We start from the raw sequence: 24025 nt of genomic DNA on the forward strand, positions 1-24025 counted from the left end.
GGCGGGCGGAGCCGCCGACGCGTCGTGTTCCAGAACGAGCAGGCCGAGTGGCGGCAGCGTCAGCGACAGGCTCTGGGCGCTGCCATGGGCTGCAACGGCCTGCGTCGCGACCGCACCGCCATTGCCGAGGCTGGAGCCGCCATAGACCTCCGCATCGCTGTTGAGCCGCTCCCGCCAAAGACCGGCATGCGCGACGCCGATGCGATAGTCGTGCCGGGGCACCGGCGTCATGTTGGCGACGACCAGAACCTCGGCGGCTCCCGGACGGCTGGCGCGGCTGAAGGCGAAGACGGCATTGGTGCTGTCGTTGGCGACGATCCAGGCGAAACCCTCGGGCCTGTGGTCGAGCCGGTGCAGGGCCGGCGTGGCGCGGTAGAGGGCGTTGAGATCCCGCACCAGGCGCGAGGCGCCCTGCCGGCGCTCGTCATAGGGGTGAGGCCAGGGGAAGGGCGCGTCGACGGACCATTCGTCGTCGGCGCCGAACTCGCAGCCCATGAACAGCAGTTTCTTCCCCGGATGGGTCCACATCATCGCGAAATAGAGCCGCAGATTCGCGAAGCGCTGCCAGTCGTCGCCGGGCATGCGCGAGATCAGCGAGCCCTTGCCGTGCACGACCTCGTCATGGGAGATCGGCAGCACGAAGTTCTCGGAGAACGCATAGACGAGGCCGAAGGTGACGTCGTCGCCGTGATAGCCGCGATGGACGGGGTCGTGCGCGATGTAGCGCAGCGTGTCGTGCATCCAGCCCATGTTCCATTTGAAGTGGAAGCCCAGCCCGCCGTGATGAACCGGCCGCGTCACGCCCGGCCAGGCGGTCGATTCCTCGGCGATGGTGACGGCGCCACGACCACGCGCGCCGACCAGCGTGTTGAGCTCCTGGAAGAAGCCGACGGCTTCCAGATTCTCGCGGCCGCCGAGATGGTTTGGCACCCATTCGCCCGGCTTGCGGCTGTAGTCGCGGTAAAGCATCGAGGCGACCGCATCGACGCGCAGACCGTCGAGATGGAAGGTCTCGATCCAGAACAGGGCGGACGCGATCAGGAAGCCGCGGACCTCGCTGCGCCCGACATTGTAGATCAGCGTGTTCCAGTCGATGTGGAAGCCCTGACGCGGATCCTCGTGCTCGTAGAGCGCCGTGCCGTCGAAGCGGGCGAGGCCGTGCTCGTCGGAAGGGAAATGCGCCGGCACCCAGTCGAGGATCACGCCGATGCCGGCGGCGTGGCAGCGGTCGACGAAGCGGGCGAAGGATTCGGGGGCCCCCAGACGCGCCGTTGGCGCGAAGAGGGCAAGCGGCTGGTAGCCCCACGACCCGCCGAAGGGATGCTCGGTGATCGGCATCAGTTCGACATGGCTGAAGCCCATATGCTGGAGATAGGGGATCAGGCGCTCGCTCGCCTCGTCCCAGGAGCCCATCTGGCCCCATTCGGTGCGAAGCCAGGAGCCGACATGGACCTCGTAGGTCGTCATCGGCGCCGTCATGGGGTCGACGGTTTCGCGCGCCTTTAGCCAGTCGGAATCCGTCCAGGCGAAGGCCGGTGCTTCGGCGACGACGGAGCCGGTGCGCGGAGGCAGTTCGGTGCGCCGGGCGAGCGGATCGGCCTTCCAGGGCAGCGCCTCGCCCGAGCCGGAGATCAGCGCATATTTGTAGACGGCGCCGGCTTCGACGCCCGGGATGAAGAGTTCCCAGATCCCGGCGCCGAGGCGGCGGCGCATGGGGTGGCGGGTTGCGTTCCAGCCGTTGAAATCACCGACGACCGCGACATGGGCGGCATTGGGCGCCCAGACGGCGAAGAGTACGCCGGCGACGCCGTCGATCTCGCGTAGATTGGCGCCGAGGCGCGTCGCGAGGTCGAAATGGCGCCCCTCGGCGGCGAGATAAAGATCGTCGTCGGAGAGCAGCAATCCGAAGCTGTAAGGGTCGGCCGTCTCGGTGATGCCGCCCGGCCAGGCGGCGCGAATGCGATAGGGCGCGCCCTGCGGCAGCGCCGCCTCGAACAGGCCGTCGCCCTGTCCGACCATCGGCAGCGCCCGGCGCTGACCGCCCTCATCCACGATCAGCTCGACATAATTCGCGCCAGGCAGGAAGGTGCGGACCAGATCGATCTCGTCGTGACGGTGCCGGCCGAGAATGGCGAAGGGATCGGGATGGCGGCCTTGTTTCAGCTGTTCGATGTCGCGCGCCGGAAGGCTGGGCAGTCTGGGCGGCATCGGGCGCGTCATCCGGTCGGGCTCCATCGCGAATGCGACTCCACCCGCGGCGGGGAATCGTCGATGATGCAACGCAGCGAAGCCCGCCCGCGTTCCGCGCTACGGCCTGCATTCTCCGGCGATTCCCGTCGCGCTCCAAGGGCAGGGAACCATCGGCAGCCGGCACGGTTGTCGCACTGCAATGCTGGCATTTCAGAGGGAGGATGCCGAATGAGCCGGGAGCAGACCATCCGCGACGTGGCCTACGCCATCTGGGAGGCGGAAGGCAAACCGCAGGGCCGCGACGCCCAGCACTGGCGGATGGCCGAGGAGCGGGTCGTCGCCAGCTGCGGCAAGGATGCAGGCGCCAAGGCCAAGGCACCGGGCAAAAGTTCGGCCGCGGGGTCGGGATCGGCCAAAACGGCAGCGAAAGCGGCCGCTCCTGCCAAGGGCAAGGCTAGCGCCGACAGGGCGGCCGAGGCTGAGCCCGCCAAAGCCTCTCCCAAGAGCCCGGCCAAGGCGGCTTCGACCAAGGCCAAGCCCTCGACGTCGAAGACCTAAGATTCGGGAGCACAACGCTCCAAAGCCGGCCGTCTCACGACGGGCCGGCTTTCGTCGTTGGGCGCGGTCGGCCCAGAGCGGCGATGGGCCGCCGATGCAGTCCAACAACGGGTGATCCGGCCGGTCGCCGCAACGGTCGGCTGTGCTCCGACGATCGTGAAACGATTGCGCCGGCCGCTCTCAGCTGGCCAGAGCCCTTGCATAGACGTCAGCATAGCGGCTGGTGGGGCCGCCCCAGTCGAAGCGCTTGGCCATGGCGTGCTGGCGCATTTGCAGGAAGGCGGCCTTCGAACGGAAGGCGTCGAAGGCCCGCGTGACGGCCGAAGCCAGCCCCGCGCCGGTCAGCGAGGAGAACAGGAAGCCGGAGCGCCCGTCCTCGATCGTGTCCACCAGCCCGCCGGTGCGATAGGCGATGGGCAGGGCGCCGGAGCGCTGGGCATACATCTGGCTGAGCCCGCAGGGCTCGAAGCGCGAGGGCATCAGCAGGAAGTCGCTGGCGGCAAAGATGCGTCGCGCCTCCGCATCGTCGAAGCCGATCCGTGCCGCGACGGCCTGCGGGTGGCGGCGGGCGAGGCGCTCGATCGCGTCCTCCAGCCGCGGCTCGCCGCGGCCGGTGACGACGAGCTGGCCGCCATTGCCAATGATGGTCTCGGCCGCCTCGATCGAAAGATCGATCCCCTTCTGGTGGACGAGGCGCGAGATGATCGAGAACAACGGCCCACGCGAGGGCGGCAGCTCGAAGGTCTTGCGGATGTCGGCGGCGCTGCGGCGCTTCCACTGGCGGATGCCGCGGGTGGCGTCGGCGAGCGGCGAGGTCCAGCTGTCATCGATGCCGTTGACGATACCGGTCAGCCGCCCTTCGTCCATGCGCAGCCGCAGCAGGCCATCCAGGCCGCAGCCATGCTCGGCGCTGGTGATCTCCCGGGCATAGGTCTCGCTGACGGTGGTGACATGGGAGCTGTAGTAGATCCCGCCCTTGAGGAAGGAGATCTTGCCGTGGAACTCGGCGCCATTCACCGAGAAGGCGAGGTCGGGGATGCCCAGCGCCGCCATTCGGCTCGGCTGGTACAGCCCCTGATAGGCGAGGTTGTGGATCGTCAGGATCGAGGGGGTGGCGAGGCCCTTCCAGCGCATGTAGCCGGGCGCCAGAGCGGAAGGCCAGTCGTTGACGTGAACGACGTCAGGCTTCCAGTTCGGGTCGGCCTCGCCGGCCGCGATCTCGGCTGCCGCCAGCGACAGGCGCGCGAAGCGGATGTCGTTGTCGGGAAAGTCGCCGCCGGAATGGGGGCCGTAGGGCGAGCCCTCGCGGTCGTAGAGTTCGTCGCAGAGCACCGCATAGATGGTCAGGCCGTCAGCGGTCCTGAAGCGTCCGAGCGACCAGGGCGGCAGGCCCGCCGTGCGCGGCATCGCGCGGACGATGTCCATGGCCGGGCTGGCTGAGCGGACCTGGCGGAAGCCGGGAAGCAGCACGCGGACGTCGCAAAGGCTGCGCAATTGTCGCGGCAGAGCCATCGAGACTTCGCCGAGGCCGCCGGCCTTGATGAAGTCGCCCATTTCGGAGGTGACGAAAAGCAGCTTGGTCGAGCCGGGAAGACGGGCCGTAGCTTCCGACAGCCCGTCTTTGACGACTGGGGCGTAGGTCAGCGCATGACCCGAGGTCGAGGGCCCGCCGTCGGTCCCGGGTTCCTTCAGCGTCTCGGCCATTCCGCATCCCCCAGGCAGCTGTGATCCCCAACCCGTTCGGCGGTGCAATGTTCCTCGGTGCACTGCAAAAATTTCATGCAAATTCGGGGCCGGCTGCCGGAACCGCCCGACGCCCGGTCACGTTGACCGGTCTGCGGCAGGCTCGCGACGAAGATGTGACGGGGAGAACGCGGCATGATGCCGCCGGCGCCCGTCCGGCCTGATCCGTTCAGGGGATCCCATGTCCGACGGCAAGGCCACGCAATTCGACGTCCAAGCGGGCGACAGCACCGATCTGGGAGCCGTCCATGACGGCGAGGGCACCAATTTCGCGATCTTCTCGGCCCATGCCGAACGCGTGGAACTGTGCTTCTTCGACGAGAGCGGCGAGACCGAGACGGCGCGGATCACGCTGCCGGAATACACCAACGAGATCTGGCACGGCTATCTGCCCGGGGTGAAGCCCGGGCAGCGCTACGGCTATCGCGTCCACGGCCGCTTCGCGCCGGAAGAGGGGCATCGCTTCAACCCGAACAAGCTCCTGCTCGACCCTTACGCGAAAGAATATGCCGGTTCAGTCGACTGGAACGACGCCCATTACGGCTATGTCGTCGATGCCGAGCGCGAGAAGGATCTGACCTTCAGCGAGCTCGACAGCGCGCCCTTCATGCCCAAATGCGTGGTCTGCGACTGGCGCGCCGATCCCAATCCGCCGGCGCGTCCCGTCATCCCCTGGGACCGGACGATCTTCTACGAGACCCATGTGCGCGGCTTCACCAAGCTGCATCCGGCGGTGCCGGAGGATCTTCGCGGCACCTTCGACGGGCTCGGCGAGAAGGCGGTCGTGGATTACATCAAGAGCCTCGGCGTCACCTCGGTCGAGCTCCTGCCGGTGCATGCCTATCTCGACGACCATCACCTCGCCGCCAAGAATCTGACGAACTACTGGGGCTACAACACGATCGGCTTCTTCGCGCCGATGCAGCGCTACGAAGGCAAGGCGCATCTCGCCTCCTTCCGCGACATGGTCCGCAAGTTCCACGATGCCGGGCTCGAGGTCATCCTCGACGTGGTCTACAACCACACGGCCGAAGGCAATGAGATGGGGCCGACGCTCTCCTTCAAGGGCATCGACAACTTCGCCTATTACCGGACGATGCCGGACGAGCCGCGCTTCTACATCAACGACACCGGCACCGGGAACACGGTCAACACGAGCCATCCGCGCGTGCTGCAGATGATCCTGGATTCGCTGCGCTACTGGGTCGAGGTCATGGAGGTCGACGGATTCCGCTTCGATCTCGGCACCATTCTCGGGCGCGAGCCGCATGGCTTCGACCAGCGCGGCGGATTCTTCGACGCGATCGGCCAGGACCCGGTCCTGCGCAAGGTGAAGCTCGTCGGCGAGCCCTGGGACATCGGTCCGGGCGGCTATCAGGTCGGCGGCTTCCCGCCCGGCTGGGGCGAGTGGAACGACAAGTATCGCGACACCACCCGCGCCTATTGGAAGGGCGAACCCGGCATCATCCGCGATCTCGCCGCGCGCATCACCGGCTCGGGCGACATCTACGATCTGCGCGGGCGCCGGCCCTGGGCGGGCGTCAACTTCCTGACCGCCCATGACGGCTTCACGCTCAACGATCTCGTCTCCTACAACGAGAAGCACAACGAGGCGAATGGCGAGGACAACAATGACGGCCACGGCCACAACCTGTCCTTCAATTTCGGCGTCGAGGGCCCAACCGAGGATGAGGGCATCATCGCGGCGCGCGAGCGTCAGAAGCGCAACCTGCTCGCGACGCTTCTGCTCTCGCACGGCACGCCGATGCTGCTGGCGGGCGACGAGCACGGCCACTCGAACCGCGGCAACAACAACGTCTATTGCCAGGACAACGAGATTGCCTGGATGCGCTGGGAGGAGCTGACCGAGCGCGACCATGCTCTGACCCGCTTCGTCCAGCGTGTGACGCAGCTGCGGGCCGACCACCCGATCTTCCGGCGCGCCTCCTTCCGTGACGGCTGCCTGCTGCGCTGGGTCAATCCCGCCGGCGGCGACCAGCAGGAAGAGCATTGGGACGACGAGGGCTTGCTCGCCATCGGCCTGCTGATGCACATGCCAGACGTCGAGCAGGGCGGGGACGAAGCCTTGATTCTTTTCAACGCCTTCGACGGCGATGTTCCCTTCAAGATTCCGCCGCGGGTAAAAAAGGGGTCGTGGTCGGTGGTTCTCGACACTGACACGGGTCCGAGCTCGGACGAAGGTCGCAAGGGGCTCAAGGCCGATGCCGAGCTGACCCTGTCGCCCCGCTCGCTGATCGTGCTGATGTGACGTTACACCGGCTTCGGCGTGGGCCGAAGCCGGTGGCCCGGCGCCCCTTACGAAGCTTGACGATCAGGGCTGCGGAATGGCGCGCTGATCTCTGCTTCGCCGTGTCCTGCATGCATTGACCGGCCTTACGGCGGGGACGGCTCTCGGCCTGCACACCTGCCGAACAGGCTGACGCTGCGGGCCGGTAAGACATCGTCGCTCCCCTCCATTGCCGAGCAGAGGAGGCGCTGCCATCGCTGAGACGGCCCGTCGGGCAGGGAGAGCGCAACATCGTTCCGGCTGCGATTGACGGCGATGAGCAAGGTTTTCCCGTTGCCGTTCAGCAGCAGGCCAAACGCGTCCAGTCGGTCCCACTCCGCATCGGCGATCGGCGTCCCGTCGGGTTTCAGCCAGCGTGCGTCCAGCGGATTCCCCGCCCCGGTGAGAAAGGTCGAGGCCGACAAAAGCGGGTGCTCGGCCCGCACCATTGCGAGCTCGGCCACGAAAGCCGCCAGGTCGCGGTTCGCTCCCTCCCAATCGAGCCAGAAGGCTGCGTTGTCCTGGCAATAGGCATTGTTGTTGCCGTGCTGCGTCCGGCCGAACTCGTCGCCGGCCGTCAGCATCGGCACGCCGCGCGACAGGAACAGCGTCGCCAGCAAGGCGCGCCTGTCGCGATCGCGGGCGGCCAGAATGGCGGGATCGCCGGTGGGCCCTTCCGCCCCGTTGTTCCAGCTGTGGTTCTCGTTCTCGCCGTCGCGGTTGCCCTCGCCATTGGCCTCGTTGTGCTTGCTCGCATGGGAGACGAGGTCGGCCAGGGTGAAGCCGTCATGGGCGGCGATGAAGTTGACGCTCGCCTGCGGTCCGCGATGGCGGGCGGCGAAAAGATCGGCGGAGCCGGCAAGCCGCGTCGCCACTGCGCCAGCCAGCCCTGCATCGCCCCGCCAGAAGCGGCGGACATCGTCGCGGTAGCGGCCGTTCCATTCGGCAAAGGGCGCGGGGAATTCGCCGAGGCGGTAGCCGCCGGGGCCGATGTCCCAGGGCTCGGCGATCAGGATGGCTTGCGAGAGGTCGGGGTCCTGCCCGATCGCGGCGAAGAGCGGGGCATCCTGCGAGTAGCCCGTCTCCGAGCGGCCCATCACCGTGCCGAGATCGAAACGGAAGCCGGCGACGCCGAGGCGGCGCGAATGCCGCAGCGCGTCCATCGCCATGCGGACGACCGGCGCGCGGTCGAGCGCCAGCGTGTGGCCGCAGCCGGTGTCGTTGATCAGCCGGCCGGGATCCTCCATGGCGTGGCGGTAATAGACGGCGTTGTCGAGCCCCCGCAGGCTGATCGTCGCGCCGAACTCGTCGCTCTCGGCAGTGTGGTTCAGGACGATGTCGAGGATGATGCCGATACCGGCCTGGGCATAGGTCGCGCAGAGACTTGCGAGGTCGGCCGCGCCGTCCGGAGCGAGTCGCGGGTCGAGCGCGAAGAAGTTGACGGGGTTGTAGCCCCAGGCATTGGCGAGGCCGAGCGACGGCAGATGGCGCTCATCCATCCAGGCCGCGACCGGCATCAGCTCGACATGGCTGACGCCGAGGCCGCGGATGTGGTCGATCACGGCGGGCTCGCAGAGCGCGGCCAGCGTGCCGCGAATGCGCTCCGGCACTGCCGTGTGGCGCATCGTGAAGGACTTCACCGCGAGTTCGTAGATGAAGGCCGGGGCGCGCTCCGGCGCTCTCGCGGCTTCAGGCTGTGCGCCGCCGACGATGCCGCGCGGCACGAGATCGGCGGTGTCGGTCCCATGCTCGGCCAGACGCGGGTCCCAGCGGAAGGGACGGTCGATCCGCGTCGCGTAGGGGTCGACCAGCAGCTTCGTCGCGTCGAAGCGGTGGCCGCGCTCGGGCTGCCAGGGGCCATCCGCCCGCAGCGCATAGCGCAGGCCGGGGGCGGCGCCCGGCAGCAGGCCGTGATGGATGTCGCCGCTGCGGCAGGGCAGGGGCAGGCGGGCTATTTCGGCCTCGCCCGTCTCGTCGAAGAGGCAAAGGTCGATCCGCTCGCCATGGCGGGAGAAGACAGCGAAGGTCACGCCGTCCTCGCCCGCAATGGCGCCCATGCGGGCGGGCAGCGGGCAGGCGACCAGCGCAGGCCTCGGCACCCGCCTCAGCCTCCGGCCGTGGTGTCCGGCGAGGTCGGCACGTGCCAGATCCGCTCGGCATATTCGCCGATGGCGCGGTCGGCGCTGAACCAGCCGCAATGGGCGGTGTTGGTCACGGACATGCGCCACCATTTCCCCTGGTCGGCCCAGAGCGAATCGATGCGGCGCTGGGCCTGGCGGTAGCTCTCGAAATCGTTGAGCACCATGAACCAGTCATTGGCGCGCAGCCCCTCGACGAGGCCGAGATAGCGGTCGCGTTCGCGCGGCGAATAGGCGCCCGACGCCACCGCATCGAGCACGCCTTCGAGATGCGGCGTGGCGGCGATGACCTCGCTCGTCGGGCGGGGATTGTGCTTGGCGGCCTCGACCTCCTCGGCCGTCATGCCGAAGATGACGATGTTGTCGGCGCCGACGCGCTCGCCGATCTCGATGTTGGCCCCATCCAGCGTCCCGATGGTGATCGCGCCGTTGAGGGCGAACTTCATATTGCCGGTGCCAGACGCCTCCATCCCGGCGGTCGAGATCTGCTCGGAGACGTCGGCGGCGGGGATGATGACCTCGGCCGCGCTGACATTGTAGTTCGGCAGGAAGACGACCTTGAGCCGGTCGCGGGTGGTGATGTCGTTGTTCACGACGACGGCGACATCGTTGATCAGGTTGATGATCGCCTTGGCGGTGCCGTAGTTGGAAGCCGCCTTGCCGGCGAAGATCTTCACCCGTGGCGCCCAGTCGCGATAGGGCTCGGAGCGGATCGCGTCATAGAGCGCGATCGTCTCGAGGATGTTCAGCAACTGGCGCTTGTATTCGTGGATGCGCTTGATCTGGACGTCGAAGAGCGCGTCGGGATCGACGGTGACGCCGGTGTCCTGCCTGATGATTTTCGCCAGCTTCAGCTTGTTTTCGCGCCGGATGGCGGCGAGGCGCTGGTGCAGCGCGGCGTCGCCGGTATGGGCGGCGAGGCGGCGGATATTGCCGATCCGGTCGGTCAGATCGTCGCCGCAGACCTCCTGCAGCAGTTTCGTCAGGCCGGGATTGGCGCCGAAGAGCCAGCGCCGCGGCGTGATGCCGTTGGTGACGTTGGTGATGCGGCCCGGGAAGATCGCGTGCAGCGGCGCGAAGACCGTCTGCTCCATCAGCTTCGAATGAAGCGCCGAGACACCATTGACCGTGTGCGAGCCGACGAAGGCGAGGTGGGCCATGCGCACCCGCCGGCCGTGATGCTCGTCGATGAGCGAGATCGTCGAGAGATCGACATTTTCACCGCCGCTGGAGCGCCGGACCTCTTCCAGGAAGCGGGCGTTGATGCCGAAGATGATCTGCATATGGCGCGGCAGCAACCGCTCCATCAGCGCCACCGGCCAGGTTTCCAGTGCCTCGGGCAGAAGCGTATGGTTGGTGTAGGAGATGGTGGCGCTGGTGATCGTCCAGGCCTCCTCCCAGGGCAGGCCATGCTCGTCGACGAGCAGGCGCATCAGCTCGGCGACGGCCAGCGAGGGATGGGTGTCGTTGAGCTGAATCGCGACCTTGTCGGCGAGATTGTCGAGGCGGCCGAACTGCCGGTAATGCCGGCGCACCAGATCCTGCAGCGAGGCGGAGGTGAAGAAAAACTCCTGCCGCAGCCGCAATTCCTGCCCCGCCGGGGTGGAATCGTTGGGGTAGAGCACCTTGGAGATCGCCTCGGCGCGGTTGCGCTCGGCGACGGCACCGACGATGTCGCCCTGGTTGAAGGCGTCGAGCGAGAGCGGGTGCATGGCGCGCGCGCGCCAGAGACGCAGCGTCGTGGCGTCGCGGCCGCGCCAGCCGACGACCGGCGTGTCATAGGCGACGGCGAACACGGTCTCTTCCGGCTCCCAGAAGACTTCGCCGGGCTTCTGCGTCGCGGTCAGCGAGCCGCCGAAACCGATCTTGTAGGAGGCCTCGCGGCGCTCGAATTCCCAGGGATTGCGGAAGGAGAGCCAGTCCTCGGGCACCTCGATCTGCTTGCCGCCATCGATGCGCTGCTTGAACAGGCCGTGATCGTAGCGGATGCCGTAGCCGAGCGCCGGCACGCCGGTCGAGGCCATCGCCTCGAGATAGCAGGCGGCGAGACGGCCGAGGCCACCATTGCCGAGCGCGGCATCGGGCTCGATCGTTTCGATCGCGGCGAGGTCGACGCCGAGTTCGCGCATCGCCTGCGCCATTGCCCCGGTCAGCCCGAGATTGTTGAGCGCGTCCGCCAGCGAACGGCCGATCAGGAATTCGAGCGAGAGATAATAGACGCGCTTGCGGCCGGTCTCGTAGCTCTCGCGGGTCGAGCGGTGCCAGACATCGACGACATGGTCCCGCGCCGCGAGGATGCCGGCCGTCAGCCAGTCATGCGGCTGGGCGACGGAGGCGTTCTTGCCCAGCGAATAAGTGAGTTTCCTCAGGATCTCGGCTTTGAGGGCCTCGACCCGCCCGGCGGTGTCGGCGGGGCGGGAGGCGTCGGAGGCTGTCTCGGTCAAGCGCTGTCGTCCCGGTTGTTGATCTGTGATCAGTTTCGAAGCTGGGCCCCGGCAAGTCCAGCCGAAATCGCCGCTAAGCCGCGCCTTTATGGACGCGTTCCGGTTTCCTCGCGGATTTCGCTGCGGGTTTCCTGCCCGAGCTGCTTGGCGCTGGTCACGGCGGAGTCGGTCAGGCCGACGACGCTGGCCCAGGCGCTGCGGGTGTAGCTGCCCTGATGGGCGATGGCGTCGTAGCCGATCAGGATGACGGCGACGAGAAGCAGGATCCGGAACATCGGGTTCTCCTTGGAATGACGTGCCGCCCCAACGCGCCGACACGCCGCCTGTTCCGGCGATGGCAGCCGCGACGAAAGGTCTCTGGCGGGCGGGCGACATCCACGCTACCTAGAACAAATAATGAACGGAGTGTCGCGGCGTGGCTCAGCTGACGGTGATGGAAAAGCTCGAGATCCTGAGCGATGCGGCGAAATACGACGCCTCCTGCGCCTCCAGCAGCACGACCAAGCGCAATTCGCTGAAGGGCGGGCTCGGCTCGACGACGGGGTCGGGCATCTGCCATTCCTATGCGCCGGATGGCCGCTGCATTTCGCTGCTCAAGATCCTGCTGACGAATTACTGCAGCTATGACTGCGCATTCTGCATCAACCGCTCGTCGAGCAATGTCCGGCGCGCGCGCTTCACGGTGGAGGAGGTCGTCGACCTCACGGTCAGCTTCTACAAGCGCAACTACATCGAGGGGCTGTTCCTCTCCTCGGGCATCATCCGCTCGCCCGACTACACGATGGCGGAGCTGGTGCGGGTGGCGCAGACGCTGCGCGAGGTCCATTGCTTCCGCGGCTACATCCACCTCAAGCTCATCCCGAGCGCCAATGCCGATCTGGTGGCGCAGGCCGGCCTCTATGCCGACCGCGTCTCGATCAATGTCGAATTGCCGACCGAGGTCTCCCTGGAGCGCTTCGCCCCCGAGAAGCGGCCGCGCGAAATCAGCGCCGCCATGGGTGGGCTGCGGCTGAAGATCGAGGAGAGCAAGGCGGAGCGGGCGAAGTCGCGGCGCGCGCCGGTGTTCTCGCCGGCCGGGCAGAGCACGCAGATGATCGTCGGCGCCGACGGGACGAGCGACGCGACGATCCTGCAGCGCAGCGCGCAGCTCTACGGCTCCTTCGGGCTCAGGCGCGTCTATTACTCCGCCTTCAGCCCGATCCCCGACGCCAGCCGCCAACTGCCGCTCTCGGAGCCGCCGCTGCTGCGCGAACACCGGCTCTACCAGGCCGACTGGCTGACGCGGTTCTACGGCTTCGAGGTCGGCGAGATCCTCGATGACGGCGCCGGGGGCATGCTCGATCTCACGGTCGATCCCAAACTCGCCTGGGCTCTGCGGCATCGCGCGCGCTTTCCGGTCGACGTCAACCGCGCCGATCGCGAGACGCTGCTGCGCGTGCCGGGGCTCGGCACGAAAAGCGTCGGCAAGATTTTGGAAACGCGGCGTTTCCGGCGCCTGCGTCTGGAGGATGTCGGCAAGATCGCGCGCTCGATCACGACGCTGCGCCATTTCATTGTCGCGGAAGGCTGGCGTCCCGGCGCATCTCTCGACAGCGAGCGGCTGAAGCAGCATCTGGCGCCGAAGCCGCAGCAGCTCGCCTTGCTGTGAGCCCCGTCATGGCTCAGTCCGGCATCGTCGCGCGTCTCGACCATCCGGCCGATTTCGAGGGCTGGCGGCGGCAGGCGCGCGCGCTGGCGCTGGCGGAGGTGGCGCCGGCGCGGATCGACTGGCAGATCGGGGAGGAGGCGTCCGGGCTCTTCGCCGGGCTGGCCGAGCCGCCGCCGGTGCCGGCGAATGGGGCGGATCTGCGGGTGCCGCGGGAATTCGTCGAACTGGCGCAGGCAGTGGTCTGCCATCGCGACAGCGGCCGCTTCGATCTGCTCTATCGGCTGCTGCTGCGGCTCCAGCGCGAGCCGACGCTGCTTCATGTGGTGACCGACGACGAGGTCCATAGCGCCCGGGCGATGGCCAAGGCGGTGCGGCGCGACCTGCACAAGATGACCGCCTTCGTGCGCTTCCGCGAGGTTGTCGGCCTCGATGGCGGGGAGGCTTTCGTAGCCTGGTTCGAGCCTGAGCATCACATCGTCGAGCGGGTGTCGCGCTTCTTCGTCGAACGCTTCGCGGCGATGCGCTGGTCGATCCTGACGCCGCTGCGCTCGCTCCACTGGGACGGGACGACGCTGCATCTCGGGGAGGGTGCCTCGAAGGCCGACGCGCCGAACGACGATGCGATGGAGGTCTATTGGCGGACCTATTACGCCAACATCTTCAATCCGGCGCGGCTGAAGATCAAAGCGATGAAGGCAGAGATGCCAGAGAAGTACTGGCGGAACCTGCCCGAGGCCGAACTCATTGCTCCGCTGATCGCCCAGGCTGGCCGGCGCGCGGAGAAGATGGTGATGAAAGCCCCGACCCTGCCACCGCAGCGGCATCTGCGGCAGAGCCAGCGCCAGCGCGAAATGCTCGTGCCCGCTACGGACGGTCTCTCCACCTGGGATGAAGCGCGGGCGTCGGCCAAGACCTGCTCGCGCTGCGATCTCTGCCACAACGCGACGCAGACGGTGTTCGGGGAGGGCCCTCTAACGGCGCCGGTGATGTTCGTCGGCGAGCAGCCGGGCGATCAGGAGGATCTGGCGGGCAAGCCCTTCGTCGGGCCCGCGGGTCAGGTCTTCGACCGCGTATTGGGCGAGGCCGGGCTCGACCGCGGCCGGGCCTATGTCACCAATGCGGTGAAGCACTTCAAATTCACCCTGCGCGGCAAGCGGCGCATCCATGAGCGGCCTAATGCCGGCGAAATCTCGGCCTGCCGCTTCTGGCTCGGGCTGGAGCGGGAGTTCGTGAAGCCGCAGCTCGTCGTGGCGCTGGGCGCGACCGCGCTGCACGCCCTGACCGGTCATCGCGGCTCGCTCGCCTCGATGCGCGAGCGCGACCTTGTGCTGGACGACGGCACGGCCCTGCTGGCGACCGTCCACCCCTCCTATCTGCTGCGCCTTCCCGACGAGGAGGCCCGCGAACGCGAGACGGCCCGCTTCCGCGCCGATCTGGAGCGCGTCGGGCGCCTGGTGCCGGAGATGAAGGCGGCCTAGGCCGTCCGTTTACAACCGCGGGTCATCCCGGGCGACCCCTCGTGTTCGGCCTTTGGCCGGCCCAAGGACAGGCTCCGGGAGACCCGGGATCCATACCGGAACGCTTCAGGCATGGATCCCGGGTCTTCGCCTCGCTCCGCCCGGGATGACGGCGTCGGGGTTCTGAAGGGTCGCAGCGTCAGCCATCGCCGCGATTGACCCGCAGCCCCTGCCGGTGTCCCCTCCGCGGAAACGAGACGAGGAACGCATGGGCGAGGAACTGAAGGGCAAGCGTGTCTTGGTGACCGGCGCGTCGTCGGGGCTGGGCGCGCATTTCGTGCGGCTGCTGGCGGGGCAGGGCGCGCGTGTCGTCGCGGCGGCGCGGCGCGTCGAGCGGCTGGAAGAGCTGGCGGCGGACTGCGCCGGGTTGCCGGGGCAGGTCATGCCGCTGGCGCTGGATGTCGCCTCGGTGCCCTCGATCCAGGCGGGTGTGGCGGAGGCGGCGCGGCTGCTCGGCGGGCTCGACGTCCTCGTCAACAATGCCGGTATCGGGGAGACGGAGGCCGCGATCTCCATCACCGAGGCGCAATGGGACGCGCAGCTCGACGTCAATCTGAAGGGCTGCTTCTTCGCGGCGCAGGCGGCGGCGCAGGTCATGATCGCGGGGAAGCAGGGCGGGACGATCGTCAACATCGCCTCGATTCTGGGCGAGCGGGTGACGGCGCGTGTCCTGCCCTATGCCGTCTCCAAGGCCGGGCTGATCCAGATGACCAAGGGTCTGGCGCTGGAATGGGCGCGCCATGGCATCCGGGTCAACGCGCTCGCGCCCGGCTATATCGCCACCGACATCAACCGCGATATGCTCGAGAGCGAAGTCGGGGCGACGCTGGTCAAGCGCATTCCGAGCCGCCGCTTCGGCGAGCCCGCCGATCTCGACGGGCCGCTGCTGCTGCTCTGCTCCGACGCCGGGCGCCACATGACCGGGACGGTGGTCGCGGTCGATGGCGGGCATCTGGTCAGCGGGTTGTAAGCCGCTCCGCGAGGAGCCTGTCGTCATTCCGGGGCGCTCGCAGAGCGAGCCCGGAATCCAGATCCGTAGCAGGCTCAGAAGACGCGCGGCGCGGGTCCACATCGTCCTGCCTGCTCAGCGGTTATGGGTTCCGGGCTCTTCGCTTTGCGAAGCCCCGGAATGACGGCGCGGTTACCGCATGATCTCCTTCAGCCGCAGCAGCGATATCCGCTCGACCTGTCCCAGCGCCGTCTCGAACTCGACCTCGGGCGTGCTCTGCAGCCTGGTCTCGAAGGCAGCGAGAATCGCGTCCTTGCTGGCGCCGGCCACCGCCATGATGAAGGGGATGCCGAAGCGCGCCTTGTAGGCCTCGTTCGCTTCCGTGAAGCGGGCACGCTCGCCGGAGGTGAGGCGGTCGAGCCCGGCGGAGGCCTGCTCGCCGATCGATTCCTCCGTCATCTCGCCGGCCGCGGCGAGCTTGCCGGCGAGGTCGGGATGGCCGAGCAAGAGCGCCTTCAGCTTCTCGCGCGGGGCGGCGCGCATCACCTTCACCATCGCCGCGTGCAGGGTTGCAGCGTTGTCATGGGCCGGCGTGATCCCGGCGTCGAAGGTGGCCTCGGCGATCCAGGGCGCGTTCTCCCAGATCCGGCCGAAGACCTCGACGAAGAGCGCCTTCGGCACGGCGGACGGGCGGTAGCCCCCGGCCGGCGGGTGGTGGCGGACCCAGTGGCGGGCGATGTCGAGCCGCGTCGCGACCCAGACATCGTCATGGCTTTGGACATGGTCGAGAAAGCGCGCCAGCGCCGCGGCCCGGCCCGGCCGGCCGACGAGGCGGCAATGCAGGCCGATCGACATCATCTTCGGCGCGGTCTCGCCCTCGGCATAGAGCAGGTCGAAGGAGTCCTTCAGATAGGCGAAGAACTGGTCGCCGCTGTTGAAGCCCTGAGGCGTGGCGAAGCGCATGTCGTTGGCGTCGAGCGTGTAGGGCACGGCGAGTTGCGGCCCCTTCGGCCCTTCCAGCCAATAGGGCAGCTCGTCGGCATAGACATCTGCCGTGTAGAGGAAGCCGCCTTCCTCCATCATCAGCCGCGTCGTGTTCTGCGAGGTGCGGCCCTGATAGAAGCCGAGCGGCCGCTCGCCGGTGATCTCGCGCTGAATTCGGATGGAGTCGAGGATGTCGGCGCGCTCCTTTTCGGCCGGCACGTCGCGATAGTCGATCCATTTCAGGCCATGGGTGGCGATCTCCCAGCCGGCGTCCTGCATCGAGGACGCGATCTCGGGATAGCGCTGCAGCGCGCTCGCCACGGCGAAGACGGTGACCGGCATGGCGCGCTGCGTGAACATCCGCCAGAGCCGCCAGTAGCCGGCGCGGGAGCCGTATTCGTAGATCGACTCCATGTTCATGTGGCGCTGGCCGGGCCAGGGCGCGGCGCCGACGATCTCGGAGAGGAAAGCCTCGGAGGCGGCGTCGCCATGCAGGATGTTGTTCTCGCCGCCTTCCTCGTAATTGATCACGAACTGCACAGCGATGCGGGCGCCGCCCGGCCAGCGCGGATGCGGCGGGGTGCGGCCATAGCCCTTGAGGTCACGCGGATAGGCGGTGTCGGTCATGGGGAGCGGTGCTCGCAATGTGATTCAGGTGATCACCCTAAGCCGCTGTCGCGACTTGTGAAGTGTCTCGCCTGACGCAAAGTTCATCACTCTCGGGTCGTCCCGGACGGAGCGCAGCGGAGATCCGGGATGACGGTGCGGGTCGCGTGGCCGCTCTCAGCTCCCGCGATAGGTCGTGTAGCCATAGGGCGAGCAGTTGAGCGGTACATGCCAGTGCCGGCTGGTGTCGGCGATGCCGAAGCGGATCGTCACGGTCTCGAGGAAGGCGGGCTCGGGCAGGGCGACGCCGCGCTCACGGAAATAGGGGCCGATCGCGAAGTCGAGCTCGTAGAGACCGGGCTGCGTCGCCTCCGGCGTCAGCAGGGGCGCATCGGTGCGGCCATCGGCATTGGTCACGGTGGTCGCCAGCGTTTCGGCCTGGCCGTCGGTGACGCGGCGGAGCGTGACCGCCACGCCCTTCGCCGGGACGCCGCCATGCGTGTCGAGGATATGCGTCGTCAGTCCCGCCATGCGTCCTTCCTGCCGTTCTCGTCGCTGCCCGCGCGGCGCCGCGCTTGCATGCCGCCTCGCGCCAACCGTAACTTCGGCGCGGGCGAAGTCCATCGTCCTGCGCGCCAATTGAAGGGGACCACCGCGGCGATGCTCGACGCCTATCTGATGGAATGGGGCGGCATGCTGCTGCGCTGGCTGCATGTGATCACCGCGATCGCCTGGATCGGCTCGTCCTTCTTCTTCATCCATCTCGACGCGTCCTTGCGTCCCGCGGCCGACATTCTGCCGGGCGAGGGGGGGCGCGCCTGGCAGGTTCATGGCGGCGGCTTCTACGAGATGCGGAAATATCTGGTCGCGCCCGCCGTGATGCCGGCCGAGCTGACCTGGCACAAATGGCAGGCCTACTGGACCTGGATCTCCGGCTTCTTCCTGCTGGTCTGGGTCTATTACGCGCAGTCGGAACTCTATCTGATCGATCCGGCGGTGATGCAGCTCTCGCCGCTCGCCGCCGGAGCCCTCGGCATCGCGGCCCTGGTGTTCGGCTGGCTGTTCTATGACTGGCTCTGCCGCTCGCCGCTGGGCCGCAACGACGTGCTGCTCGGCGTGCTCGGCTTTTCCTATGTCGTCGCGGCGAGCTGGGCTTTCGCCTCTGTCTTCTCCGGGCGCGGCGCGCTGATCCACACCGGCGCGCTGATGGCGACGATCATGACCGCCAATGTCTTCTTCAACATCATGCCGGGGCAGCGGAAGGTCATCGCGGCGCTGACCGCGGGCGAGAAGCCGGACCCGAAATACGGCAAGGCGGCCAAGCAGCGCTCGCTGCACAATAATTACATCACCCTGCCGGTGCTGTTCCTGATGCTGTCGAACCACTATCCGGTCACCTATGCCAATTCGGCGGTGATCCCGGTGCTGGTGGCGCTGATCATCGTGGCGGGCGCGCTGATCCGGCATTTCTTCAATGTCCGCCACGCCGACCACGCTAAATCCCCTTGGTGGACCTGGGCGGTCGCGCTGGTTGCCCTCTGGCTCGCCTTCTGGGTGGCGATGGCATCCTCGCCGGGTGGGCGCGAGCGGCTGGGGCTGTCGCCATTGCCGGCGACAAAGCCTGTGATGCTGGCCGGGCTGCAGCCGCCACCGGAGGCCGTCGCCAACATCGTCAGCGGACGCTGCGCGATGTGCCATGCGCCCGAGCCGAGCTGGCCCGGCATCCAGATTCCGCCCAAGGGCGTCCTCCTGCATGAGCCGGAAACGATCGCGGCCCATGCGCGCGCGATCCGCGTCCAGGCGGTGATGACCCATGCGATGCCGCCCAACAATCTTTCCGGAATGACGGCCGATGAGCGGCGCATTCTGGCGCAATGGCTGGCGCAAGGGCGTTGAGCCGCACGGATTCTCCCATCGCCGCAACCAATCGCTTACCTAACGGAAAGTCGTGATCACGGCTGCGTGATTTCATTCAGTTTCGGTTCACCTCGTCGCGGGCATGGTTCGCCCACTGACAGGCTGGACTGTGGCTGCCAATCCGGGGGCCTCTGGCAAGGACGAGGGACCGGGGGGTCCGTTGGACACGCATTCGAGAAGGGTCGCCGGCTACGGGCTGGCGGCCATGGCCTTCATCTGTGTCTGGGCTCTGCTCTGCTGGCCCTGGCTATCGGGCGCGGTCACCATCCCGTTCGACGCCAAGGCGCATTTTCAGGCGCAAATCCAGTTCCTGGCGCGGGCGCTCCATTCGGGCCAGTCTCCGTTCTGGACGCATAACGTCTTCGGCGGCTCGCCGCAGGTCGCCGACCCGCAGTCGCTGATCTTCTCCCCCGCCATCCTTCTTGCGGCGCTCGTTCCCTCGCCGAGCTTCCGCGCCGTCGACGCCTATGTGCTCGCCCATCTGCTGGCGGGCGGGCTGGCGGTGATGATGATCTTTCGCGACCGGAACTGGCATCCGGCCGGCGGCCTGCTCGCGGCGCTCGTTTTCGCCTTTGGCGCCTCGGCCGCTTGGCGGGTCCAGCATGTCGGGCAGATTGCGAGCCTCGCCTTCTTCGCCATCGCGCTGTGGCTGACCCTGCGGATGCTGCAGCGTGCCTCGTTGGCGGCGGGGGCGCTGGCGGGCTTCGCCGCCGGGATGATGATGGTCGAGCCCGATCAGGTTGCGCTCTTGGGCGCCTATATCCTGATTGGCGTGGTGGTGGCGCACTGGCTCTCGGGCGGCTGGCCGGCGTTCCGCGCCAGCCTGTTGCCGGGCTCCCTCGCCGCCGTCGTCGGCCTCGGCGTCGTGGCGCTGCCGCTGCTCTGGACCTGGCTTTTCGCCGAAGCGACGACGCGACCTGCCGTGGATCTGGTCGAGGCCGGGCGCGGATCGCTGCATCCGGCCTCGCTGCTGACCGCCTTCGTCGCCGATCTCTTCGGCGCACAGGACCCGAAGGTCGATTTCTGGGGGCCCTACAGCCCGCATTGGGACGCCAAGGAGCTGTTCCTGTCGCAGAATATGGGGCAGGTCTATTTCGGGGCGCTGCCGGCGCTGCTTCTGGTCGTGCCCGGGCTGAGCCGCGGCTGGCTCTGGGACAAGGGCGTGCGCGCCTTCACCCTCCTGTTCGCGCTGATGGTGCTGTTCGCGCTCGGCCGCTACACGCCGGCCTTTGCCGCTTTCTACCACCATCTGCCGGGCATCGACGCCTTCCGCCGGCCGGCCGATGCCACCTTCCTGATCGGTGCTCTCGGTGCGCTCCTGTCCGGCTACATGCTGCATCGTCTGTTCAGCGAGCCGCAGCCCGGTCTGACGAGACGCGACTGGCTGTGGGGTGCCGGTTTCGTGGTCGTGCTGGCTGGTCTCGCGCTGCTGGTTTCGTCGCAGCAGGGGCGGCTGACGGAAGCGCTCAAGCCGGTGGCCTTTGCCCTGCTCTGGCTGTCCCTCGCGCTGGCCCTGCTTCACGGGCTGAGCCGGCTCAGGCGAGGCCTCGGCACTGTCGCGGCTACACTGCTCGTGGCCGGTGTCGTCGCGGCGGATCTCGGCGCCAACAACGGGCCGAACGAATCGACGGCTCTGGCGCCCGACATCTATGACGTGCTGCGCCCCGACACGCGCAACGAGACGGTTCAGGTTCTGAAGCGGCTGACGGCCCAGCCCGCAGGGTCGCCGCGGCGGGACCGGGTGGAGCTGCTCGGCATGGGCTTCGAATGGCCCAATGCCGGCATGGTCCACGGCTTCGATCACACGCTCGGCTACAACCCGCTGCGCCTCGCCGATTTCTCGGATGCGGTGGGCACGCGCGACACCATCGCCGGGCCGGATCAGCGCAAGTTCACGCCGCTGTTTCCGTCCTATCGCTGCCGCCTCGCCAATCTATTGGGGCTGCGCTACATCGCCTCGCCGCTGCCGATCGAACAAATCGACCACACGCTGCGCGAGGGCGACCTCCGGCTGATCGCGCGCACGAAGGAAGGCTATGTCTACGAGAACCCGCGGGCGCTGCCGCGCGTGCAGTTCGTCGGTGGCTGGGAACTCGCCGATTTCGACGCGATGAAGCAGAGTGGACGCTGGCCCGAGGTCGACCCGCAGCAGGCCGTCCTGCTCGATGCCGAGCCACCGGTCGCCATGCCGGAGGGGCCTGCACAGGTGCGTGCGGACGTCACGGTGAAGCGCTACCAGAACACCGAGGTCGAGATCGAGGTGACGAGTTCGGCCGCCGGCTTCGTCGTGCTGAACGACATCTATCATCCCTGGTGGCGGGCACAGGTGGATGGTGTCGACGCCGACATCCTGAAGGCGAATGTGCTGTTCCGGGCCGTTCAGGTCCCGGCGGGCACGCATCGGGTCCGCTTCAGCTTCCACCCGATCGAAGGGGCCTTTGCGGAGCTGCGCGAGCGCGTCGCCCCGGCCCCGGCCGAGCCGGCGGAGGAACTGCTGCCGCTGCCGCCGCTGAAGGAGGAGCCGCTGGTCGCCGAGGGCGACAGGCTGTTGCCCTCCCTCCTTGCCGCGCCCTCGCAGCAGGTGCGCGATTCACTGCGGCTGGGCTCGCCGGCAGCGCCGGCGAGCCGGGACATGGTCTCCTCGGCGCTGGCTCACTGAGCCGCGCCGGGCTTTCGGATCAGGCGCCGGTGTCGCCGACCAGGCCGGCGGCGGTGATGCCCGCCAGCGCCGCAGCCTCGTCATTGTCGGACGTGTCGCCAGAGACGCCGATCGCCCCCAGAAGCGTGCCAGCCGCATCGCGAATCAGCACGCCGCCCGGCACCGGGACGAGCGAGCCGCCGACGGCATGGGTTGCCGCCTCGACGAAATAGGGCCGCTCGAGCGCCATCTTGTGCAGGGCGCGCGAGCCGATGCCCATCGCGACCGCGCCATGGGCCTTGCCGATGGCGATCTCGCCGCGTTTCAGGCTGGTGCCGTCCTGCGCCGTGAAGAGCTTCTGCGCGCCGCGCGCGTCCAGGATCGCGATCGTCAGCGGCTTGAAGCCGGCGCTCTGGGCATGGGCGAGGGCGGTGGTCATGATCGTCTGGGCCTGGGCGAGGGTCAGCATCGGTCTGCTCCGGATGGGAATTGCGCGGCGCTTGTGACAGTGCCCGCGTTCGGAGGAAACCCCTTTGCCCATCGCTGGCCCGAAATGATCTGGCTTCCCGCTACGGCATCCCGGCCGCAAAATCGCACCCGGTCGCCCGAGTGCCTTGAACATGTCACCACTGTTGGGCTTGATGGAGACCCAACGACGGAGGAACGACATGGGCCTGTTCAGCTTCATCAAGGATGCCGGAGCCAAGATCTTCGGCTCGGCCAAGGCGGCGACGCCCGACGCATTGCAGAAGGAACTCGCTGGACACGGGCTCCCCTCCGACGTCGCGATCAGCGTCGATGGCGACAAGGTCAAGGTCTCGGGCAAGGCGATGACCACCGAGGAGGCGGAGAAGATCATCCTCGCGCTCGGCAACACCGCCGGCATCGCCAGTGTCGAATCCGATCTCATCGTCGCCAAGGAGGTGCCGGCCGCGGTGTTCTACACGGTGAAGAAGGGCGATACGCTCTGGAAGATCGCCGAGGAGCACTACGGCAAGGGCCAGGGCGCAAAATACACCGACATCGTGAAGGCGAACACGCCGCCGGTGAAGAACCCCGATTTAATCCAGCCCGGCTGGGTGCTGCGGATTCCGGCGCAGGCCTGAGCGCTTCGCATCGGCTGATGATGACCGCGCCCTCCGGGGCGCGGTTTTTTGCGCGGCACGTCCGCAGGCCAGACGGGGCCTTGACGGATTTGGTTGCGTCGGCAACGATCTCGACGATCCAGAAGCGGGCGGGCCGAAAGGCCCAGACTCGCCGCCGGTCGTGCTAAGGTGAAGACAAGGCCGCGCGCAGGCTCCGGAGGGGGAGCCGCGCCGGGCAACAAACGACATCCTCGGGAGGGAAGTCATGAGGTTCGATCGCCGCCAATTGTTGACGGGGGCCGGCGCTGCCGTCGCCGCCCCGCTGGTTCTGCGTGCCACCCGCGCGAATGCGCAGGAGGTGACGCTGAAGATGCACCACTTCCTGCCGCCGGTCGCCGTCGGCCATGCCAAGTTCCTGAAACCCTGGGCCGACAAGGTCGCGGCCGAATCCAACGGCCGCATCAAGATCGACATCTTCCCGTCGATGCAGCTCGGCGGCACCCCGCCGCAGCTCTTCGATCAGGCCCGCGACGGCGTGGCCGATCTGGTCTGGACGCTGCCGGGCTACACGCCGGGTCGTTTCACCGGGCTCGAGGCCTTCGAGCTGCCCTTCGTCGCCAACAAGCGCGCGCTGGTGAACTCGCTGGCGCTGACCGAATACGCCCAGCAGAACCTCGCCACCGAGCTGAAGGACGTCCACCCGATCTGCGTCTGGGCGCATGATCACGGGCTGATCCACGCCAACAAGCAGGTCAAGACGATGGAGGACCTCAAGGGCCTGAAGCTGCGCTTCCCGACGCGTCTCGCCGGCGAGGCGCTGAAGGCGCTCGGTGCCAACGCCATCGGCATGCCGGTGCCGCAGGTGCCGGAATCGCTGGCGCAGCGCGTCATCGACGGCGCGGTCATTCCCTGGGAGGTGGTGCCCTCGGTGAAGGTGCAGGAACTCGTGAAGTTCCACACCGAGATTCCGGGCTCGCCGACCTTCTATGTCGCGACCTTCATCCTGGCGATGAACAAGGCGAAGTATGAAGCCTTGGCGCCGGACCTGAAGGCGATCATCGACCGCAATTCCGGCGCCGCTGCGGCCGGCATGGCCGGAAAGGTCTGGGACGAGCAGGCCATCGCCGTCTCCGAGATGGTGCGCAAGCGCGGCAACACCATCACCGTGATCGAGGAGGCGGAGGCCGCGCGCTGGCGCAAGACCACCGAGCCGGTCATCGAGGCCTGGATCAAGTCGACCAAGGAGAAGGGCCTCGACGGCGAGAAGCTGCTCGCCAGCGCGAGGGCCGCGCTCGCCAAACACGAAAAGGCGGCCTGACCG

At 67.7% G+C, this 24025-nt stretch carries 17 protein-coding genes; 9 read left to right on the forward strand and 8 right to left on the reverse strand.

The genetic code is table 11. The annotated features are described in order from the left end of the window. Nucleotides 1–2208 (reverse strand): 1,4-alpha-glucan branching protein GlgB (gene glgB / locus AX750_RS23295; protein ID WP_067255043.1); only part of this gene is annotated, 2208 nt, incomplete at its 3' end. Between the two features lie 210 nt (nucleotides 2209–2418). On the opposite strand from glgB, the gene AX750_RS23300 reads away from it, so the two are divergent. Continuing rightward, nucleotides 2419–2748 (forward strand): DUF2934 domain-containing protein, encoded by a 330-nt coding sequence (locus AX750_RS23300; RefSeq protein WP_066720607.1) that lies wholly within the window; start codon nucleotides 2419–2421, stop codon nucleotides 2746–2748. Nucleotides 2749–2928: 180 nt separating this feature from the next. Here AX750_RS23300 and glgA read toward each other — a convergent pair whose 3' ends face one another. Next, on the reverse strand, nucleotides 2929–4452 hold the full coding sequence (gene glgA, locus AX750_RS23305; protein WP_082734932.1) for a glycogen synthase GlgA: 1524 nt from the start codon (nucleotides 4450–4452) through the stop codon (nucleotides 2929–2931). Nucleotides 4453–4672: 220 nt separating this feature from the next. Here glgA and glgX (AX750_RS23310) point away from each other — a divergent pair, with 220 nt between their 5' ends. Beyond that, the gene (gene glgX / locus AX750_RS23310) at nucleotides 4673–6760 is read left to right on the forward strand and encodes a glycogen debranching protein GlgX (protein WP_066720610.1); all 2088 of its coding nucleotides are present in this window, start codon (nucleotides 4673–4675) and stop codon (nucleotides 6758–6760) included. 125 nt (nucleotides 6761–6885) lie between these two features. On the opposite strand, the gene glgX (AX750_RS23315) is transcribed toward glgX (AX750_RS23310), so the two are convergent. The 3 genes from glgX (AX750_RS23315) to AX750_RS27010 form a co-directional block, all read right to left on the reverse strand. Beyond that, on the reverse strand, nucleotides 6886–8877 hold the full coding sequence (glgX, locus tag AX750_RS23315; protein WP_245282503.1) for a glycogen debranching protein GlgX: 1992 nt from the start codon (nucleotides 8875–8877) through the stop codon (nucleotides 6886–6888). A gap of 5 nt (nucleotides 8878–8882) precedes the next feature. Further along, nucleotides 8883–11360, reverse strand: coding sequence for a glycogen/starch/alpha-glucan phosphorylase (locus AX750_RS23320; protein ID WP_066720616.1), 2478 nt, complete (start codon nucleotides 11358–11360; stop codon nucleotides 8883–8885). A gap of 86 nt (nucleotides 11361–11446) precedes the next feature. Next, the gene (locus AX750_RS27010; RefSeq protein ID WP_066720618.1) at nucleotides 11447–11635 is read right to left on the reverse strand and encodes a hypothetical protein; all 189 of its coding nucleotides are present in this window, start codon (nucleotides 11633–11635) and stop codon (nucleotides 11447–11449) included. Nucleotides 11636–11793: 158 nt separating this feature from the next. Between AX750_RS27010 and AX750_RS23330 the strand changes: the two genes are divergently transcribed. The 3 genes from AX750_RS23330 to AX750_RS23340 all read left to right on the forward strand — a co-directional run bounded on the left by AX750_RS23330 (nucleotide 11794) and on the right by AX750_RS23340 (nucleotide 15495). Continuing rightward, nucleotides 11794–13008 (forward strand): putative DNA modification/repair radical SAM protein, encoded by a 1215-nt coding sequence (locus tag AX750_RS23330; RefSeq protein ID WP_066720621.1) that lies wholly within the window; start codon nucleotides 11794–11796, stop codon nucleotides 13006–13008. An 8-nt stretch (nucleotides 13009–13016) separates the two neighbouring features. After that, a complete protein-coding gene (locus AX750_RS23335) occupies nucleotides 13017–14486 on the forward strand; it encodes a UdgX family uracil-DNA binding protein (protein WP_066720624.1) in 1470 nt (489 codons plus the stop codon). 247 nt (nucleotides 14487–14733) lie between these two features. Further along, the gene (locus tag AX750_RS23340; protein ID WP_066720627.1) at nucleotides 14734–15495 is read left to right on the forward strand and encodes an SDR family oxidoreductase; all 762 of its coding nucleotides are present in this window, start codon (nucleotides 14734–14736) and stop codon (nucleotides 15493–15495) included. Nucleotides 15496–15666: 171 nt separating this feature from the next. Here the strand turns inward: AX750_RS23340 and puuE are convergent, their stop codons facing one another. Next, nucleotides 15667–17085 (reverse strand): allantoinase PuuE, encoded by a 1419-nt coding sequence (gene puuE, locus AX750_RS23345; protein WP_066720630.1) that lies wholly within the window; start codon nucleotides 17083–17085, stop codon nucleotides 15667–15669. A gap of 156 nt (nucleotides 17086–17241) precedes the next feature. Continuing rightward, nucleotides 17242–17595 carry a hydroxyisourate hydrolase gene (uraH, locus tag AX750_RS23350; protein ID WP_066720633.1) on the reverse strand — a complete coding sequence of 118 codons (354 nt, stop codon included), beginning with the start codon at nucleotides 17593–17595 and terminating at the stop codon, nucleotides 17242–17244. A 129-nt stretch (nucleotides 17596–17724) separates the two neighbouring features. Between uraH and AX750_RS23355 the strand changes: the two genes are divergently transcribed. After that, nucleotides 17725–18960 (forward strand): urate hydroxylase PuuD, encoded by a 1236-nt coding sequence (locus AX750_RS23355; RefSeq protein ID WP_066720635.1) that lies wholly within the window; start codon nucleotides 17725–17727, stop codon nucleotides 18958–18960. 181 nt (nucleotides 18961–19141) lie between these two features. Further along, nucleotides 19142–21640 (forward strand): YfhO family protein, encoded by a 2499-nt coding sequence (locus AX750_RS23360; protein WP_197431969.1) that lies wholly within the window; start codon nucleotides 19142–19144, stop codon nucleotides 21638–21640. A 19-nt stretch (nucleotides 21641–21659) separates the two neighbouring features. Here the strand turns inward: AX750_RS23360 and AX750_RS23365 are convergent, their stop codons facing one another. Then, nucleotides 21660–22088 (reverse strand): heme-binding protein, encoded by a 429-nt coding sequence (locus AX750_RS23365; protein ID WP_066720642.1) that lies wholly within the window; start codon nucleotides 22086–22088, stop codon nucleotides 21660–21662. A gap of 199 nt (nucleotides 22089–22287) precedes the next feature. Here AX750_RS23365 and lysM point away from each other — a divergent pair, with 199 nt between their 5' ends. Next, nucleotides 22288–22725: a peptidoglycan-binding protein LysM gene (gene lysM / locus AX750_RS23370; protein WP_066720645.1), complete on the forward strand. Its 438-nt coding sequence runs from the start codon at nucleotides 22288–22290 to the stop codon at nucleotides 22723–22725. A 244-nt stretch (nucleotides 22726–22969) separates the two neighbouring features. Then, nucleotides 22970–24022 (forward strand): TRAP transporter substrate-binding protein, encoded by a 1053-nt coding sequence (locus tag AX750_RS23375; protein WP_066720648.1) that lies wholly within the window; start codon nucleotides 22970–22972, stop codon nucleotides 24020–24022. The last annotated feature ends 3 nt before the right edge of the window (nucleotides 24023–24025 follow it).

The organism is Methylobacterium sp. CCH7-A2 (genome assembly GCF_001557075.1).
GTDB lineage: Bacteria > Pseudomonadota > Alphaproteobacteria > Rhizobiales > Beijerinckiaceae > Allobosea > Allobosea massiliensis.